The organism is Roseateles sp. Mitsp63 (assembly GCF_059491535.1).
The window spans coordinates 3,492,003-3,508,980 of sequence record NZ_CP168509.1 but is presented as its reverse complement, the minus strand read 5'-3'; the positions used below and the strand labels follow the sequence as shown (position 1 = coordinate 3,508,980).

9 protein-coding genes are annotated in these 16,978 nt (G+C 73.7%); 6 read left to right on the top strand and 3 right to left on the bottom strand.

Going from position 1 to position 16,978, the window contains the following annotated elements; translation table 11 throughout:
- Nucleotides 1-11 precede the first annotated feature (11 nt).
- Both ACEN96_RS15425 and ACEN96_RS15420 read right to left on the bottom strand, forming a co-directional pair.
- Complete coding sequence (locus tag ACEN96_RS15425) at nt 12-1,385, bottom strand: sigma-54-dependent transcriptional regulator (RefSeq protein WP_495583970.1); 1,374 nt, start codon at nt 1,383-1,385, stop codon at nt 12-14.
- Nucleotides 1,370-2,827, bottom strand: a complete 1,458-nt coding sequence (locus tag ACEN96_RS15420; RefSeq protein ID WP_495583969.1) for a sensor histidine kinase — start codon at nt 2,825-2,827, stop codon at nt 1,370-1,372. The genes ACEN96_RS15425 and ACEN96_RS15420 overlap by 16 nt, the downstream gene beginning before the upstream one ends.
- Nucleotides 2,828-3,013: 186 nt before the next feature.
- On the opposite strand from ACEN96_RS15420, the gene ACEN96_RS15415 reads away from it, so the two are divergent.
- The 6 genes from ACEN96_RS15415 to ACEN96_RS15390 all read left to right on the top strand — a co-directional run bounded on the left by ACEN96_RS15415 (nt 3,014) and on the right by ACEN96_RS15390 (nt 13,464).
- A complete protein-coding gene (locus ACEN96_RS15415; protein WP_495583968.1) occupies nt 3,014-3,259 on the top strand; it encodes a hypothetical protein in 246 nt (81 codons plus the stop codon).
- A 72-nt stretch (nt 3,260-3,331) separates the two neighbouring features.
- On the top strand, nt 3,332-4,453 hold the full coding sequence (locus ACEN96_RS15410) for an SLC13 family permease (protein WP_495583967.1): 1,122 nt from the start codon (nt 3,332-3,334) through the stop codon (nt 4,451-4,453).
- 102 nt (nt 4,454-4,555) lie between these two features.
- Nucleotides 4,556-7,699, top strand: coding sequence for a sensor histidine kinase (locus ACEN96_RS15405; RefSeq protein ID WP_495583966.1), 3,144 nt, complete (start codon nt 4,556-4,558; stop codon nt 7,697-7,699).
- Nucleotides 7,696-9,510, top strand: a complete 1,815-nt coding sequence (locus tag ACEN96_RS15400; protein ID WP_495583965.1) for a response regulator — start codon at nt 7,696-7,698, stop codon at nt 9,508-9,510. The genes ACEN96_RS15405 and ACEN96_RS15400 overlap by 4 nt, the downstream gene beginning before the upstream one ends.
- 161 nt (nt 9,511-9,671) lie before the next feature.
- Nucleotides 9,672-10,313, top strand: a complete 642-nt coding sequence (locus ACEN96_RS15395; protein ID WP_495588619.1) for a response regulator — start codon at nt 9,672-9,674, stop codon at nt 10,311-10,313.
- Nucleotides 10,297-13,464, top strand: a complete 3,168-nt coding sequence (locus tag ACEN96_RS15390) for a sensor histidine kinase (protein WP_495583964.1) — start codon at nt 10,297-10,299, stop codon at nt 13,462-13,464. The genes ACEN96_RS15395 and ACEN96_RS15390 overlap by 17 nt, the downstream gene beginning before the upstream one ends.
- Here ACEN96_RS15390 and ACEN96_RS15385 read toward each other — a convergent pair.
- Entirely contained in the window at nt 13,407-16,382 is a 2,976-nt protein-coding gene (locus ACEN96_RS15385) for a ligand-binding sensor domain-containing diguanylate cyclase (RefSeq protein WP_495583963.1), read from the bottom strand. The two genes, ACEN96_RS15390 and ACEN96_RS15385, sit on opposite strands and share 58 nt — an antisense overlap.
- Nucleotides 16,383-16,978: the final 596 nt, after the last annotated feature.

Here is a 16,978-nt window from a genome sequence, read left to right as displayed (position 1 = left end):
TGCCTCCCCTGCTACTCCAACCCGTACTGCCGCAGCTTGCGATACAGCAGCTGCCGATGAATGCCCAGCCGCCGCGCGGCCTCCGCCCGGTTCCCGCGCGACTGGTCCAGCGCGCGCCGGATCATCACGCGCTCCAGTTGCTCGACCGCGGCGGGCAGCTCGCCATCGAGCCAGGCCTGCGGCGCGGCGTCCGGCGCGTCCGTCGCCGGCGGCCCGGCTTCCAGGTGCGCCTCGATGTCCCGCGCCGACAGCACTTGCTGGCGGCCGAGCGCATGGCAGCGCTCCATCGCGTTGCGCAGCTCGCGCACGTTGCCCGGCCAGCGATGGGCCAGCAGCGCCTGCCCGGCCCCGGACGACAGGACTTTGGCCGGCGCTGGCCCCGCCGCCGCGCGCAGGAAGTGCGCGGCCAGCGGCAGGATGTCCTCGACCCGCTCGCGCAGCGGCGGGATGCGGATCGGCAGCACGTCGAGCCGGTAGCGCAGGTCCTCGCGGAAGCAGCCGTCGCGCACCGCCTCCGCCAGGTCCTTGTGCGTCGCGGCGACCACCCGCACATCCACGCGCAGCGGCCGCGCCGCGCCGACCGGTGTCACCTCGCCCTCCTGCAGCGCCCGCAGGATCTTGGCCTGGGTCTCCATCGCCATGTCGCCGATCTCGTCGAGCAGCAGCACGCCGCCGTCCGCCGCGCGGAAGCAGCCGGGGCGGTCCGTGGCCGCGCCGGTGAAGGCGCCGCGCACATGCCCGAACAGCTCGCTCTCCAGCAGCTCCGACGGGATCGCCGCGCAGTTCACGGCCACGAAGGGCTTGTGCGCCCGGCTGGAATGCCGGTGCAGCGCGCGCGCCACCATCTCCTTGCCGGTGCCGGTCTCGCCCAGCACGAGCACCGGCATCGCGCTCGCGGCGGCCAGGCCGATGCGCTTGTGCACGTCGCGCATCGCGGGGCTGTCGCCGACGAAGCCCACCGCGGTGTCGGCACTGCCGGCACTGCCGGCCCTGGACGCGGGACTGTCCCCCGACGCCGGCGCCGCGGCGAGCAAGGCCCGCTCGAGCACCTCACGGACCGCGTCGCGCGTGATCGGCTTGGGCAGGTGATCGAAGGCGCCCAGGCGCATCGCCTCGATGGTGTTGCCGGGGCTCGCATGCGCGGTGAGCATGACCACGGGCGGCCCGCCCGGTCCCTGCGCCTGCAGCGCCTGCAGGACGCCCAGCCCATCCATGCCGGGCATGCGCTGGTCGAGCAGCACGACGTCGTAATGCTCGCGCTCGAGCAGCGTCACCGCCTGCGCGCCGCGGGACACCTCCTCGGGCTCGTGGCCGAGCGAGGCCACCGTCTCCGCGAGCGCTTCGCGGAAGGCCACGTCATCGTCGACGATCAGGACGCGCGCCACGGGATCTCCAGCTCGAAGCGGGTGCCTCGCGGCAAGGGCACGTGACGCAGGTCGCCGCCGTGCGCGAAGGCCACTTCCCGCGCCAGCGCCAGGCCCAGCCCGGTGCCATCGGCGCGGCCGCTCGCGAAGGGCTCGAACAGCGCTGGACGCAGCGCCGGCGGCACGCCGTCGCCGTCATCGTCCACCTGCAGCAGCAAGGGGCCGCCCGCGCTGGCGGCGGCGCGCAGCACGACCTGTCCCCCGGGCGCGGCGTGCCGCATGGCGTTGTCGATCAGGTTGTCGACGGCGCGGGCCAGATGGACCGGATCGAAGCAGGCCGCGTCCGGCGCCTCGACCGCCAGGGACAGCCGGGGCGGCTCGCCATCGACGCGCGGCGCGGCGGCCAGGCGCTGCTCCAGCCAGGCCCTGAGCGGCACCGGCTGCCATTGCACCGTGATGGGCTGCACCAGGCCGAGCAGGCTTCTGACCAGGCCCTCCAGCCGGTCCACCTGGCCGACGATGGCGCGCAGGGCATCGGCCTGCCGCTCGGGCGGCCCGGCCAGCGCGTTCTCCGCCTTGAGCCGCATCGCCGCGATCGGATGACGGATCTCATGCGCGATCGCGCCGGACATCCGCCCCAGCGTCGCCAGGCGCTGGTCGCGCCCGCGCTGCAGTTCGGACTCGCGGATGCGGGCCTGGGCCTGGCCGAACCGGATCCGGAAGCGGTTGAAGCCGTCGACCACGCGGTCCAGCTCGCGCACGCCGGTGCGCGCCAGTTCCGGCATCTCCGCGTCCGCCACCTCCGCCTGGCCGAGCCGCGCCTGCAGCGCCCCGACCTGCGTGAGTCCCCGCCGCAGCAGCCAGCCGAGCCAGGCGGCGGATCCGAGCACCAGCGCCAGCAGCACCCCCAGGCCGGCCCGCAGCGACCCCTGCGCGGCCAGCGCGTTGCCGCTGGCGCGCGTCATCGTCCAGGCGGCGAGCGGCGCGCCTTGCGCCGCCAGCGGGCAGGCGGTGATCACGATGGCCTCGCGGCGGCCGCGCACCACGTCGGTCTTGAGCTGGCCCGCCCGGGCCGCCTGCGCGCTCATCTCGGCGATCAGCGGCTGCTCGGCGGCGGGCAGGTCGCGCTTCTCGCCGCTGCCCTCGTAGGTGGGATAGGCGTAGGCCAGATTGCCCTCGCCCACGCGCCAGACGCCGCCTTCCAGCTGTGGCGCCTCGACCAGCACCAGGTGGAGCAGCACCTGCAACAGGTCCACCCGGCCGGCCGCCGCCGCATCGGTGCTCACCGATCGCCGGTAGCGCTCGGCCAGCGACTCGCAGGCCGCTTCGGTCGCGGCCTGGCTGGCGGCGATCTGCGCGCCGGCGCTCGACCGGTACAGCACGGTCATCGCCACCGCGAGCGCGCCACAGGTCGCCAGAAGCAGGATCCAGAACAGCGTCAGCTGGCTTCGCAGGGAGGTCATCGGGCGCCGCGCAGCGCGTGGTGGGAGACGAGGAGCGGGATGATAGTCAGCCCGGCCGCACCTGCCGCCGCGCGGCGCCGGATCTGTCTCCGATCCGGACACCCGCTGTCCGCGTTTCATCCGCCGGAGCCCCAGCCGGAGATCGCAAGCCGTTGATTTCATTGGGCGCTCGCGCTGGCACGGGTCTTGAGAAGGACGGACCGGCCGCCGCAGCCCGGCGCCGGCCCGGCGCGCCGCCCCCCTCGCGCGCTGGGCGAGCTGACGGCGAGCGGCCGCATCGAGCGGCTGCTGTTCAACGATCGCGGCGACCTGCATGGCCTGCTGCTGTCAGACCGGACAATCGTCCGCTTCCCGCCACATGTCGGCGCCGCGCTGGCGGCGCAGTGGCGACCCGGTACCCTGCTTGCCGTGCCCCGCCGCCCTCCTCTCTGATCCCTGCGACGATTCATGACGATGTCAACGCCCCCGTCTTCCCCATCTTCCCCGGCTTCCCCTTCGACCTCCGTGTCCTCCCCGGCCGGCGCGCCGGGCGACCATGACCTGGGCCCCGGCGGCAACAAGCTGCTGTGGTTCCTGCTGTTCGCGGCCGCCGTCTTCGCGGTGCTGCGGCCGATGCCGCCGCGCGAGTGGCTGGGCCTGATCGACTGGCAGACGATGGGGGCGTTGACCGGCCTGCTGGCCATCACCCAGGGCGTGGAACGCAGCGGCGTGCTGCAGTCCGCCGCGCGGGCGCTGCTGGCGCGCACCGGCAGCGCCCGCCAGCTCGCCCTGCTGCTGTGCGCCGTCGCCGCGGCGCTGGCCGCGCTGGTCACCAACGACGTCAGCCTGTTCCTGCTGGTGCCGCTGACCCGCGAGCTGGCCGCGCAGGCGCATCTGCCGCTGGCCCGCCTCGTCGCGCTGGAAGCGCTGGCGGTCAATGCCGGATCGTCGCTGACGCCGATCGGCAATCCGCAGAACCTGTACCTCTGGCACAAGTCCGGCGAATCCTTCGGCGGCTTCATCGCGATGATGGCGCCCTCGGTGGGCGTGATGCTGGCGCTGCTGCTGGCCACCATCCTGATCACGATGCCGCGCGCGCCGATCACGCTCGCGGCGGACACGCACCGGTCGCCGACCCGGCCCGGGCTGCTCGCGCTGTCCGGCGCGCTGTTCGTCGGCTTCGTGCTGGCGCTCGAGCTGCACCACTGGGCGCCGGCGCTGGCGGTGGTCCTGGCGATCTACGCGCTGTGGCACCGCCAGGTGCTGCTGAAGCTGGACTGGGCGCTGCTGGCGACCTTCGCGCTGATGTTCGTGGTCCTGCACCAGCTCGCGGCCCTGCCGCAGGTGGCCGGGCTGCTGCGCGCGCTGCCGCTGGACCAGCCGCTCACCGCCTACCTGACCGCCATCGGCGCGTCCCAGGTGATCAGCAACGTGCCGGCCACGCTGGTGCTGGCCGACGCGGTCCCCAACGCCGCCGTGCTCGCGGTCGCGGTGAACGTCGGCGGTTTCGGCTTCGTGGCGGGCTCGATGGCCAACCTCATCGCGCTGCGGCTGGCGCGCGTGCCGGGCGCGCTGGGGACCTTCCATCGCATCAGCCTGCCCTTCCTGGCCGTGTGCGCACCCCTGGTGGCCTGGCTGGTGTTGTGAGGGGCTTCCTGCCGTCCGCCCATTCGCGGTGACGACTTGGTGCGGCGTCAATGAGATATTCGCGGCATGCCGCCAACGCCCAAGAGCGGCGAAGGAGTGCCCGTGAGTCGCCTGCCCGGCTGGTGCGCCAAGCTGCTGATCCTGTGCCTGCTCCTGGGCGGGACATGGCGCCTGGGCTGGCCGGCCCCGGCCCCCGAGGCGCCGCCGCAGACCGCTCCCCAGATCAGCCAGTACGCCCATGCCTCGTGGACCGCACGGGACGGCGCGCAACTCGGCCTGGTCTTCGCCTTCGCGCAGACGCATGACGGCTACCTGTGGGTGGGCGGCTCCTACGGGCTGTTCCGCTTCGACGGTCTCCGGTTCGTGCCCTGGCAGCCCCCTAAGGGCCCCGCGCTGCCGAGCAATCCCTACTCCCTGCTGGTCTCGCGCGACGGCACGCTCTGGATCGGCACCTTCAACGGCCTGGTCAGCTGGAACGGCAGCCAGCTGACCCGCTACCCGGAGACCGATGGCTGGCTCATCACGTCCTTGATGGAGGACAGCGAGGGCACGGTCTGGGCCGGCCTGTTCTCCACCCCCGGCCAGCTGTGCGCCATCCGGGGCGGACGGGCGCGCTGCGAGGACGCGCACGGCGGCTTCGGCCTGTTCGTGTGGAGCCTGGCGCAGGACCGGTCGGGGACCTTGTGGGCCGGCGCCGAATCCGGCCTCTGGCAATGGCGGCCCGGCACGCCGCGGCGCATCGACACGCCCGGCGCGCGCCTGGGCGACCTGAGCCTGACTCCCGACGGCGAGCTGCTGGCCGGCATCCGCGGCGCGGGGCTCAGGCGCCCGGCCGGGGACCGCCTCGTGCCCTACCCGCTGCGAAGCGCCACGGGCGCCGCGGCGCTCCTGTCCGATCACGACATCAAGTCCAACAAGCTGCTGCGGGACCGCGACGGCGGCCTGTGGATCGGCACCGAAGGCCAGGGGCTGCTGCACATGCGCGACGGCCGGACCGACGCGTTCACCCGTGCCGACGGCCTGTCGGGCAACATCGCGTGCAGTCTTTTCGAGGATCGCGAGGGGAACATCTGGTTCGGCAGCGACAAGGGCGTGGACCGCTTCCGCAAGCTGCCCGTGACCTCGCTGTCCAAGGCGCAGGGCCTGCCCCATGAGGCGACGCGGTCCGTGCTGGCCACGCGGGACGGCAGCGTCTGGGTGGCCACCGACGACGGCCTGGCCCGCTGGAAGGATGGCGGCGTGGCCGTCTACAAGGAGGCGCAGGGCCTGCCGGACCTGCGCGTGCAGTCGCTGTACGAGGACCACGAGGGCGTGCTCTGGGCGAGCACGGCGCGCGGACTGGCCTACCTGGCGCCCCCGCCGGCATCGCGCGCGTCCTCGCCCCCGTCCGCGCGCCCGCCGGCCGACCGCTTCTCCCGCGTCGACGGCGTGCCGGCCAAGGAGATCTACTCGATGACGGGGGACGACGCGGGCAATCTCTGGCTGTCGGGCAACGAAGGCCTGATCCGGCTGCGCCAGGGGCGCTTCGTCGAGACCCTGCCCTGGTCCGCCTTCGGCCGCCGGCAGCAGGCCAAGGTCATCGCCGCCGACCGGGGCGGCCTGTGGATGGCCTTCTGGCAGGACGGCGGGGTGATGCGCGTCAAGGACGGCAAGATCCTGGCCGCCTACGGCGTCGCGGACGGACTGGGCAGCGGCCATGTCGCGGGCCTGCGCGTGGATGCGGACGGCACGGTCTGGGCCGCCACCGAGGAAGGCGGACTGAGCCGGATCAAGGACGGCCGCGTCAGCACGCTCACCACGGGCGAGGGCCTGCCCTGCAACACCATCCACTGGTCCATCGTCGATGACGACGGGGCGATGTGGCTGTACACGGCCTGCGGGCTGATCCGGATCCAGCGCGACGACCTGGCCGCGTGGGAGACCGACCCGCGGCACCGCGTCACGCCCAAGGCCTGGGGCGGCTCGGACGGCGTGCCGCTGCTGGCGCTGACGGCCGCCTACTTCAATCCGCCCGTGGCCAAGGCGCGCGACGGCCGGCTCTGGCTGGCCTCGGGCACCGACATCCAGCTGCTGGACCCGGCGCACCTGCCCTTCAACCCGCTGCCGCCGCCGGTCCGCATCGAATCGCTGGTGGCCGACCACAAGTCCTACGCCGTCGCGCCCGGCCTGCGCCTGCCGCCGCAGGTGCGCGACCTGACCATCGAGTTCGCCGCCCTGAGCCTGGTCGATCCGAAGAACACGCGCTTCCGCTACCGGCTGGACGGTCACGACACCGACTGGCAGGCGGTCGTCGACCGGCGCCAGGCGAGCTACACCAACCTGCCGCCCGGCGCCTACCGCTTCCGCGTGAAGGCGGCCAACAACAGCGGGATCTGGAACGAGGACGGCGCGCAGCTCGCGTTCTCGATCGAACCGGCCTTCCACCAGACCGCCTGGTTCCGGCTGCTGGCGCTGGCGCTGCTGCTCGCGCTGGCCTGGAGCGCCTTCCAGCTCTGGATGCGCCTGCGCATCCGCCGCGAGCGCCGGCAGTTCGAGGCGACGCTCGAGGCGCGCGTGGCCGAACGCACGCGCATCGCCCGCGATCTGCACGACACGCTGCTGCAGCGCTTCAACGGGGTGCTGCTGCAGTTCCAGGCCGCCTGCAACCTGCTGCCCGACCGGCCGCGCGAGTCCCGGCAGGTCCTGAGCGTGGCCATCGACCAGGTCGCCGAGGCCATCACCGAGGGACGCGACACGGTGCAGGGCCTGCGCTCCGCGGCCAGCGCGGCGAACGACCTCGCGCAGGCGCTGCGCGAGTTCGCGGCGACGCTCGCGCGGGAATGCGGGCGGGCCGCTTCAGCGCACGTCGAGGTCCAGGGGGCGCCCCGGATGCTGGACCCGGGCGTGCGCGACGAGGCCTTCTTCATCGCCGGCGAGGCGCTGCGCAACGCCTTCCATCACGCCGGGGCGGCGCAGGTCGACGTGGAGATCCGCCATGACCCGCGGCAGCTGCGGGTGCGGGTGCGGGACGACGGCCAGGGCATCGATCCGGCGATCCTGCAGGCGGGCAAGGAGGGACATTTCGGGCTCAGCGGGATGCGGGAGCGGGCCGAGCTCCTCGGCGGCCGGCTCACGGTCCGCAGCGGCGCGGGCGCGGGCACGGAGGTGGAACTCAGCGTGCCGGCGGCGCGGGCTTATAGTCCCTTTCCGCAGGCCCGGTCATGGTTTCCGTTCAAGAGTCCCGCCACCCGGGAGATCGTCCAATGATTGAAGATCCAACCCGCATCCAGGTGCTCTGCGTCGATGACCATCCCATCGTGCGCCAGGGGATCGCGACCCTGCTGTCGGTGGAGCCCGACATGGCGCTGGTCGCCGAGGCCTCCAACGGCCGCGAGGCGATCGAGCAGTTCCGCGCCCACCGCCCCGACGTCACGCTGATGGACCTGCAGATGCCGGGCCTGGGCGGGCTCGACGCGATCGCGGCGATCCGCGCCGAGTTCCCGGACGCGCGCATCATCGTCCTCACCACCTATGTCGACGACGTCCAGGCGCAACAGGCGCTGCGGGCCGGCGCGCTGGGCTACCTGCTGAAGAACGCGCTGCACAAGGAGCTGCTGGACGCCATCCGCGCCGTGCATGCCGGCCGCGTCGCGCTGCCCTCCGAGACCTCCTACGAGCTGGCCGAGCAGATCGCCGTGGACACCCTCACGCCCGCGGAGATCGGCCTGCTGCGCTTCATCGCCCAGGGCAACGCGTACGACGAGATCTCCAAGGTGCTCGGCCTGGGCACGACGGTGGTCGAAGGCCAGGTGCGGGGCATCCTGTCCAAGCTGGATGCGCAGGAGCGCACGCGCGAGGCGGCGCCCGACCACCACCAGGGCCTGCTCGAGACCGAGCGCGCCGCGCGCCATGCGGCCGAGGCGGCCAATCGGGCCAAGAGCGAGTTCCTCGCCGGCATGAGCCACGAGCTGCGCACGCCGCTCAACGGCGTGCTCGGCTACGCGCAGCTGCTGACCATGGAAGGCGGGCTGAGCGCCCGCCAGGCGCGCGGCCTGGAGACCATCCAGCAGAGCGGGCTCCACCTGCTGGCGCTGATCAACGACATCCTGGACCTGGCCCGCATCGAGGCCGGCCGCACCGACCTGACGCTCGCGCCGGTGGACCTGCCGGAACTGCTGCGATCGGTCGTGAACCTCATGCGCGTCAAGGCGGAGGAGAAGCGGCTGGCCTTCGTGTTCGACGCCGCCGGCGCGCTGCCGCCGGCCGTGCTGACGGACGCGCGCCGGCTGCGCCAGGTGCTGCTGAACCTGCTGGGCAACGCCATCAAGTTCACCGACACCGGCACCGTCACGCTGCGCGCCGGCGCGGGTCCGCTCGACGGCGGACAGGTGCCGCTGCGCCTGGACATCGAGGACACCGGCATCGGCATGCGGCCGGAGGACCTGGACCGCATCTTCGAGCCCTTCGTGCAGGTCGGCAGCTCGCAGCGGCGCGCCGGCGGCACCGGCCTGGGCCTGGCGATCACCCGCGCGCTGGTGAACGACATGGGCGGCCGGGTGACGGTGAGCAGCGCGCTGGGCGCCGGCACCCGCTTCCATCTGGACCTGCCGCTGACGCCCACCGACGCCGAGACCGGCGCCACGCCGCGCGCGGCGGCCGGCGTGCCGCGCTACCTCGGCGCGCCGCGGCGGGTGCTGGTCGTCGACGACGTGCCGGCCAACCGCGCGCTGCTGTGCGACTTCCTGTCCGACGCCGGCTTCCAGGTGGACCAGGCGGGTGACGGCGCCGAGCTCGCGGCGGCCGTGAGCCGGTTCCGCCCGGACCTGATCCTGATGGACAGCATGATGCCGGCGATGGATGGCATCGAGGCGACGCGGCAGCTGCGCCGCAACGCCGAGATGGCGACGGTGCCGGTGATCGCCATCTCTGCGACCGCCACGGCCGAGCACCGCGCCGCCTGCCTGCGGGCCGGCGTGAACGTGTTCCTGACCAAGCCGGTGTCGCTGGGCGCGCTGCAGACGCACATCGGCGAGCAGCTGGGGCTCCAGTGGCTGGACCCGCCGTCCGGCCACGGCTGACCGGCGCAGCTTCCGAGGACAATGCCGGGCTTCGCCCGAGATACCGCATCCACCATGATCCAGCCTCCCTCCCGCCGCCCGTCGCGCGGCGTCCCTCTTCCCGTCCCGCCGCGCGGCCGCGCCGCGCCGGCCGCCACCGCCACCGAACAGGGGTGGCCGCGATGACGGCGGACGGCGCCGTCCGGGTGCTCATCGCCGACGATCACGCGCTGGTGCGCGAGGGCCTGCGCAAGGCGCTCGAGCTCGAGGAAGGCATCGCGCTGGCGGGCGAGGCGGCTTCGGCGCCCCAGGTGCTGGAGCGGCTCGCCGAAGGCGGCGTCGACCTGGTCCTGCTGGACCTGCTGATGCCGGGCGCCAAGGACGTCGACCTGATCGAGCGCATCCATCAGGCCCATCCCGACCTGCCGGTGCTGGTGCTGACCATGCACGCCGATCCGCACATCGCGAGCCGGGCCATGGAGGCCGGCGCGCGCGGCTACCTGACCAAGGACATCTCCACCGACCTGCTGATCGATGCCGTGCATCAGGTCGCGGCCGGCCGCACCTACGTGGACCCGTCGCTGAGCGCCGAGCTGATCCGGCCGCGCGCCAAGGCGCCGGAGCCGCTGGAGTCGCTCTCGCCCCGGGAGCGGCAGGTGCTGGTGGCGCTGGTGCGCGGCAAGTCGCTGGTGGAGACGGCCGCGGAACTCGACGTGGCGCCCAACACCGTCAGCACCTACAAGACGCGCCTGATGGACAAGCTGAACCAGGCCTCGCTGAGCGATCTCGTCCGCTATGCCATGCGACATGGCCTCGTCGACTGAGTCGACGAGCGGCCGCCGCGTCCCTGCCCGCCCGGGTGTCCAGCGCCTCGCGATCGCATGGGCCGCATGGGCCGCGCGCGCGGGCCGCGGCGCGCTGGCCGGGCTGGCGATGCTGCTGCCGCTGGTCCTCGCCGCGGCGGGGACCGCGCACGCGGCCGAGCACATCGTGCTCGCGTCGTACCAGGAGCGCGAAGGCCTCCTGAGCCTGACGCCGACCTGCCTGCTGCAGGACCGTCAATCGACGGTCTGGATCTGCACCGAGAACGGCCTGTTCCGCTTCGACGGTTTCCGCGTCCGGCCCGAGCCGCTGCCCGCCGCGCTGGGCTCGGCGCTGTGGGGCGGCCGCATGGATCCGTCGGGCCGCCTGTGGCTGACGACCGACCGGGGCTTGTTCGTGCGGCAGCCCGCGATGCCCGCGCCCGACCGTCACGACGTGCTGGAACCGGCGGACTGGGTGACGGTGTCGCGTCCGGACGGCGCGCCGCTGGATGTGTTCCATGCCCAGCAGTTCGACGTCGACGAGCGGGGCGAGATGGTGGCCTATGACCGCGACCACCGCTACTGGACCGCCACCGTCGGCCTGCGCGCGACCGGCGCCGTGGCGGCCCGCGCGTTGGCGGTCCCCGCCCATGCGCGGTCGCCCGGCACGCCGTTCGTCGATTCGAGGCCGCTGCGGCTGCTCGGCGGCCGCCTGTGGTTCGGCTGCGGCGGCGGGCTCTGCTCATGGGACCGGCAGCAGCCGGAAGTGACCCGCTGGGCGGGCCCGCAGGGCCTGCCGGAAGACAACTGGGCAACGCTGCACGTCGGCCGCGACGGCAGTCTCTGGGCGCGCGGGCGCACCCGTGTGGCGCGGCTCGCGCCCGGGGCGCAGCGCTTCGAGGTGATGGCGGCGCCGCCGCCGAACCGGACCTGGGAGGCGTCGAGCCCGATGGTCGAGGACGCGCGGGGGCGGCTGCTGCTCTCCACGGAGCACGGCTTCGCGCGCTGGGACGGCCGCGCCTGGCGGGAATGGTCGCGCGAGGAAGGCCTGCCCGACGCGGCCGTGCGCGTGCTGCTCAGCGACGCCTCGGGCTCGCTCTGGCTGGGCGCGTCCGGTCAGGGCGTGCACCGCTGGATCGGCTATGACCAGGTCGACCACTGGACCCGCGAGTCGGGGCTGCCCTCCGGCGTCGTGTTCCGGATCCTGGAGGACGGCAGCCGCCGGCTGTGGGCGTTCACGCGCCGGGGCCTGGCCTGGTTCGATCCCGGGAAGCGCCGGTTCGTGCCGGTGGGCCCGACGCTGGCCGGCCCCAGCGCGCTCGATGGCGCCGCGGTGGACGCCGCGGGAAACCTCTGGTGGCTGAACAACGGCAACCTGATGACCATCAAGGCGGGCAGCACGGCGGCCCGCGAGGTGCTGCGCGACAAGGCGCTGCTCACGCTGATGGGCGGGCATGACGGCGCGCTGTACCTGGCCACCGCGGACCGCGTGGAGCGGCTCGCCGCCGCCGGACGCGCGCCGGACCGCACGCCGATCGCCGATGGCCTGCCGGACGGCCTGACGCCGGTCGAGGTCTTCAGCGACGGGACGACGGACTGGTTCGTCGACACCGGCTGGCACATCCATCGCGCCGAAGGCGGCCGATGGCTGCCGCTGCTGGACGACCGCGGCGGGCGGGTGCAAGGCTCCTCGCCGGTCGTCGCCGAAGGGCGCCTGTGGGTGATCGACCGCGAGGGCATGGCCGTGTACGCGCTGGCCGGCGATCGGGCGCATCTGCTGCGGCGCCTGTCGCGCGCGGCCTTCGGCGGCGCCGACCTGATGTGGCTCAAGCCCGGGCCCGCGGGCGGACTGTGGCTGGGCACGGACCGGGGCGTCTTCCGGCTGGACGGCGAGGCGGGCTGGCAGGGCCTGCTCGATCGCACCTCCGGCCTGGTCTGGAACGACACCAACAGCGACAGCTTCCTGATCGATGACGCCGGCGACGCCTGGATCGGCACCAGCGCCGGACTCACCCGTGTCCTGGCGAGCGGTCAGGCGGCGCCGGCGCCGGCCAGGCTGCGGGCCGACCTGCTCGAGTTCGGACCGCTGCGCTTCGACGCGCCGCCCCGGGATCCGGTGCCCTGGCACGCGCGGCAGCTGCGCGTGACGCTGGGCACGCCGGCGTTCGCGGCGGCGCGCTCGCTGCGCATCGAGTACCGCCTGTCGCCGGAGGCCGCCTGGCGCGCCAGCGAAGGCGCCATCATCGACATCGGCATGCTGGACGCCGGATCGCATCTGCTGGAGGTGCGCGCCGCCGCGCGGGTGCCGCTCGAACCGCCCGGCGAGGTGCTGCGCCTGCCCTTCGTGATCGCGCCGCCCTGGTGGAATTCCGCGGGCGCGAAGCTGGGCGTGCTGGCCGCGCTCGCGGCGCTGTACTGGACGCAGACGGTGTGGACGCAGCGCCGCGCCCGGCTGCGGCGGCGCGAGCTGGAACGCGCCATCGCGGCGCGGACCGAGGAGCTGGAGGCCTCGCAGGCGGCGCTGCACCGGCTGAGCGCGCACAACGCGATGGCGCTCGAGGAGGAGCGCAAGCGGGTGTCGCGCGAGCTGCACGACGAGCTCGGCCAGCAGCTGGCCGCGCTGCGGCTGGAGATCTCGGTGCTGCGCTCACGGGCGGCCAAGGCCTCGCCGCCGGGGACCGCGCAGCTGGACCTGCTGCACGAGCGGGTCGACGGCCTGATCGCCACGATGCGCAGCGTGGTCTCGCAACTGCGTCCGCCCGCGCTCGACGGCGGCCTGAGCGCCGCGCTGCGCTGGCTGGGCTCGGAGTTCAGCCGCGCCACCGGCGCGCCCTGCGCCATGTCGATCCCGGCGGAGGCCAATCAGCTGAACGCCGAGGTCGGCACGCTGATGTTCCGGATCGTCCAGGAGTCCCTCAACAACGTGCGCCGTCACGCGGGGGCCTCGCACGTGGACCTGCGGCTGACCGGCTACGAGGGGGCATGGACGCTCACCGTCCGGGACGACGGCCGCGGCTTCGATCCTGGCAGCCGCTCGGCGGGCCACGGCCTGCTGGGCATGCAGGAGCGCGCCCGCCTGATGGGCGGCACGCTGCACATCACCTCGGCCCCCGGTCAGGGCACGACGATCGAGCTGAGGGTCGTGCCGGGCGCGCCGTCCTCGCCGCCGTGATCTCGCGCCGCGGGCGGCGCGGCGACGCCGGCGTCATGGAAGGCGACCTGGTTGCGTCCGCCGCGCTTGGCGCGATACAGCGCCTGGTCCGCGGCCTCCAGCAGACGCTCGTCGTCGAGGGTGTCCGCGCCCAGCATCGCGGCGCCGAATGAACTCGTCACCACGCCGATCACGGTCGGCGCGCGGCTGACCTCGACCTGCATGCGGCGCAGCCGCTCACGATCGTCCGTCTGCCCCAGGTCCAGGCCGGGGAGCACGAGGCAGAACTCCTCGCCGCCCAGCCGGCCCACCGCGTCGTAGGGCCGCACCGCCCCGGCGAGCCGGCCCGCGAAGTCCTTCAGCACGGCGTCGCCGGCCGGATGGCCGTGGGTGTCGTTGACCTGCTTGAAATGGTCGATGTCGACGATCGCCAGCGTCAGCGGCGTGCGCTCGCGGCGGGCGCGGACGACCTCGCGCCGCAGGATGTCCGCAAGCGCGCGGCGGTTCCAGAGGCCGGTCAGCGCGTCGCGGCTGGCGAGCTCCTCGAGCTGCGCGCGCGAGGCTTCCAGTTCGCGCGTGCGCTCGCGCACCAGTTGCTCCAGACGAAGCTGCCGCTTGCGCCATTGATGGCGCCGCCACAGGTATCCGCCGAGCGACAGCGCCACCAGCGCGCACAGGCCGAGCGCCCTCGCCCAGGCCCGGTGCCACCAGGGCGGCTCCAGCGCGAAGCCGAAGGCCGCCGGCGCGGAGTGCCGGCCGGTCTCCGGATCGGCGAGCCGGAGCTCGATCCGATAGGCCCCGGGCTCCAGGCCGGACAGCTCGATCTCGGGGCTCGCGGACGCGATCCAGCCCTCGTCGCGCCCCGCCACGCGGTGCTCGATGCGCAGGCGGCGATCGCTGAACTGCAAGGACGCCATGCGGAGTTGGATGCGGTCGCGCGTCCAGGCCAGCGTCTCGCCGTCGCGCACGGGCACCCGGGCGGCGCCGCGCGTCGCGGCCATCAGCACCGGACGCGGCAGGTCCGTCGCGAAGACCGCGGCGGGATCGATCAGCCGTGACAGGCCGCGGCTGGTGCCGATCCACAGCGAGCGGTCGCCGTCCTCGTACAGCGCGTAGCCGGAGGTGTCGTTCCAGGCCAGGCCCTGCGAGCGGTCGAGCAGTTTCCAATGCGTGCCGTCGTGCGCCACCAGGCCGGCATCCGTGCCGAACCAGAGCCAGCCCCGGCTGTCGATGAGCAGCGACATGATCAGCCGTCCCTGCAGGGGCGGTCCTTCCAGCGCCTGGAGCGAGGGCTGGGCGCCGCCGGGCGCGCGGACACGCCAGGTCCTGCCGCCCTCGCTGGCCGCGACGACGGAACCGTCCGCGCCGCAGGCGACGAACTCGGCGCCGCCATCGACCGGCACGGACGGCAGCCAGTGGCCGCCGCGATGCCGGGCCAGCGCGCGATGGCCCGCGAACCACAAGGTGCCATCGGGCGTCTCGCAGAGATCGGTGAAGCCTTCCTGCTCGTCGCCGGGCGGCCCCGGCACGCGCTGCGCCTGGCCCTGCCCCGGCACCGCCCAGCGCTGCAGCTTGCCCGGCGTCAGCACCCACAGCGCGCCGTCCCGCGCCGTCAGCGCCCGGTTGAATCCATCCTCGGTCCCGCCGGGCGTCACGAGCGCGCCCGGCAGCACGCGCGCGTCGCGCACGCGATGAAGCGCCGCGACATCCGTCACCGCCCACAGCCCGCCCAGGCCATCCGGCGTCAGTTGAAGGACGTCGCCGGCATGCGGGATGGGCAGGCTCCGGAAGCTGCCGCGCGCCGCGTCCAGCACCGCCAGCCCGCGCCCGGTGCCGACATGCAGCGGGCCGCTTCCGTTGCCGTTGCTGTTTCCGTTTCCGTTTCCGGCGCGCTGCATCGTCCAGACCACGCTGCTCGGCAGGCCGTCCGCGTCCGTCCAGGTCTCCCAGCGCCCGTATCCGCGCCATTGCAGCAGTCCGGTCCCGCGCAGTCCGAGCCACAGTCCCCCGTCGCGATCGCTGAGCAGCGCATGGACACGGCCATCGCCCGGCAGGCCCTGCCGCTTGCCGAAGAACTCCCAGCCCTGGCCCTGCCAGCGCAGCACGCCGTGCTGCGACGCGGTGAGGATGCGATGCGACGCATCCTCGACCAGCGGATAGCGGTGCATCGGATCGCCGCGATCGCTGGGGGCGGTGCGGTCGATGAAGACCTCGGCGCGGCCGGCCAGTTGCAGCGTCGCCTGCGTCGAGCGCGCCCAGATGCTGCCGTCGCTGGCCTCGAGCAGCGCATGCCACTCCTGGCGCGGCACGCCGCCACGCGCGTCCCATCGCTTGAGTTCGCCCCGATGCCAGCGGCAGATGGCATCGCCGCAGCCCGCCCACAGCGCACCGTCCCGCGCCAGCATCACGCCCACGGGCCGCCCCATCTCGGGATGGCTGGCCAGTTGCGCGGGCGTCAGCACGGCGTCCGAGGACCAGGTGCCGGCCTGCCGGTCGACGCTGACGTGCTGGATCCCGGTCCTGGTGACGAACCAGGCCTCATCGCCGCGCGCGGCGATCGCCATGGGCGAGTCGCCCGCCACCTGCACGTCCGGGGCCAGCACGCGCTCGAGCCGACCGTCATGCCACCACCACGCGCCCGACTCGGACAGCACCCACAGGTGTCCGCCGGCGCTGGCCATCGCGATCACCCGCCGCAGCTCCTGCGTGGCGACGCGCTCGATGCGCTGCCCGTCGTGGCGGTACAGGCCGTTGTCCGTGCCGATCCACAGGAAGCCTTGCGCATCCTGTTGCAGTGCGTTGAGCGCCAGATTGCCCAGGCCGTCCGGCTGCCCGAACTCCTGCAGGTTCATCTGCTCGCAGCGGCCGGCCGGCGATCCGGCAATCAATGCCAGCAGCCATGCGGCGCGCGCGATCGCGCGGGCCCACGCGTTCCTCATGTCGTCTCCGCGGTCATCCTTGGCGGCGAGCTTAGCGAGACGATGCCCGCGTGCGCGCCCGAGGCACGGCCGCGCCGCTCGCGCGAGTGAAGAAATGCCTCGAAGCGCGCGTCCGTTTCCGGGGTTCGGCGACGGTGAGGTGTCAGTGAAGGCATGCCGCGCCTCGCTCAGGAGAATGCCGCCAGCGCATCCGCACTGGCGATGCGCCCTCAGCTTCTGGATTCGACCGCAGTAGAGACGAGATGACCCGACCAGCGATCCGCGTCGTTGACTTGACGACGCGCCTTGGCGACGCGGCGCTGGCCCAATGCACGAGCACCTCGCCGGACAGCACGGGGCTGCGCCTGGTCCGGCCCGGGACCATGCCGCACGGACCGGCGCTCGAATGGGTCAAGCCGCCCGGCCACCTCGACGGCCTGTCCCCCGGCGACCGTCCGGATGGACTCTTCCTCCTCGTGGGGCCCGGCTCGGTCCGCGCCGCCACGCAGGCCCTGCGGCGCGCCATCGACGCGGGCGTGCGGTGGATACGCGCGCTACTGGCGCCCAACGCCCTCGTCGAGGAAACGGCGCTGCAGTCGATGCTGAGCCGCGATGAC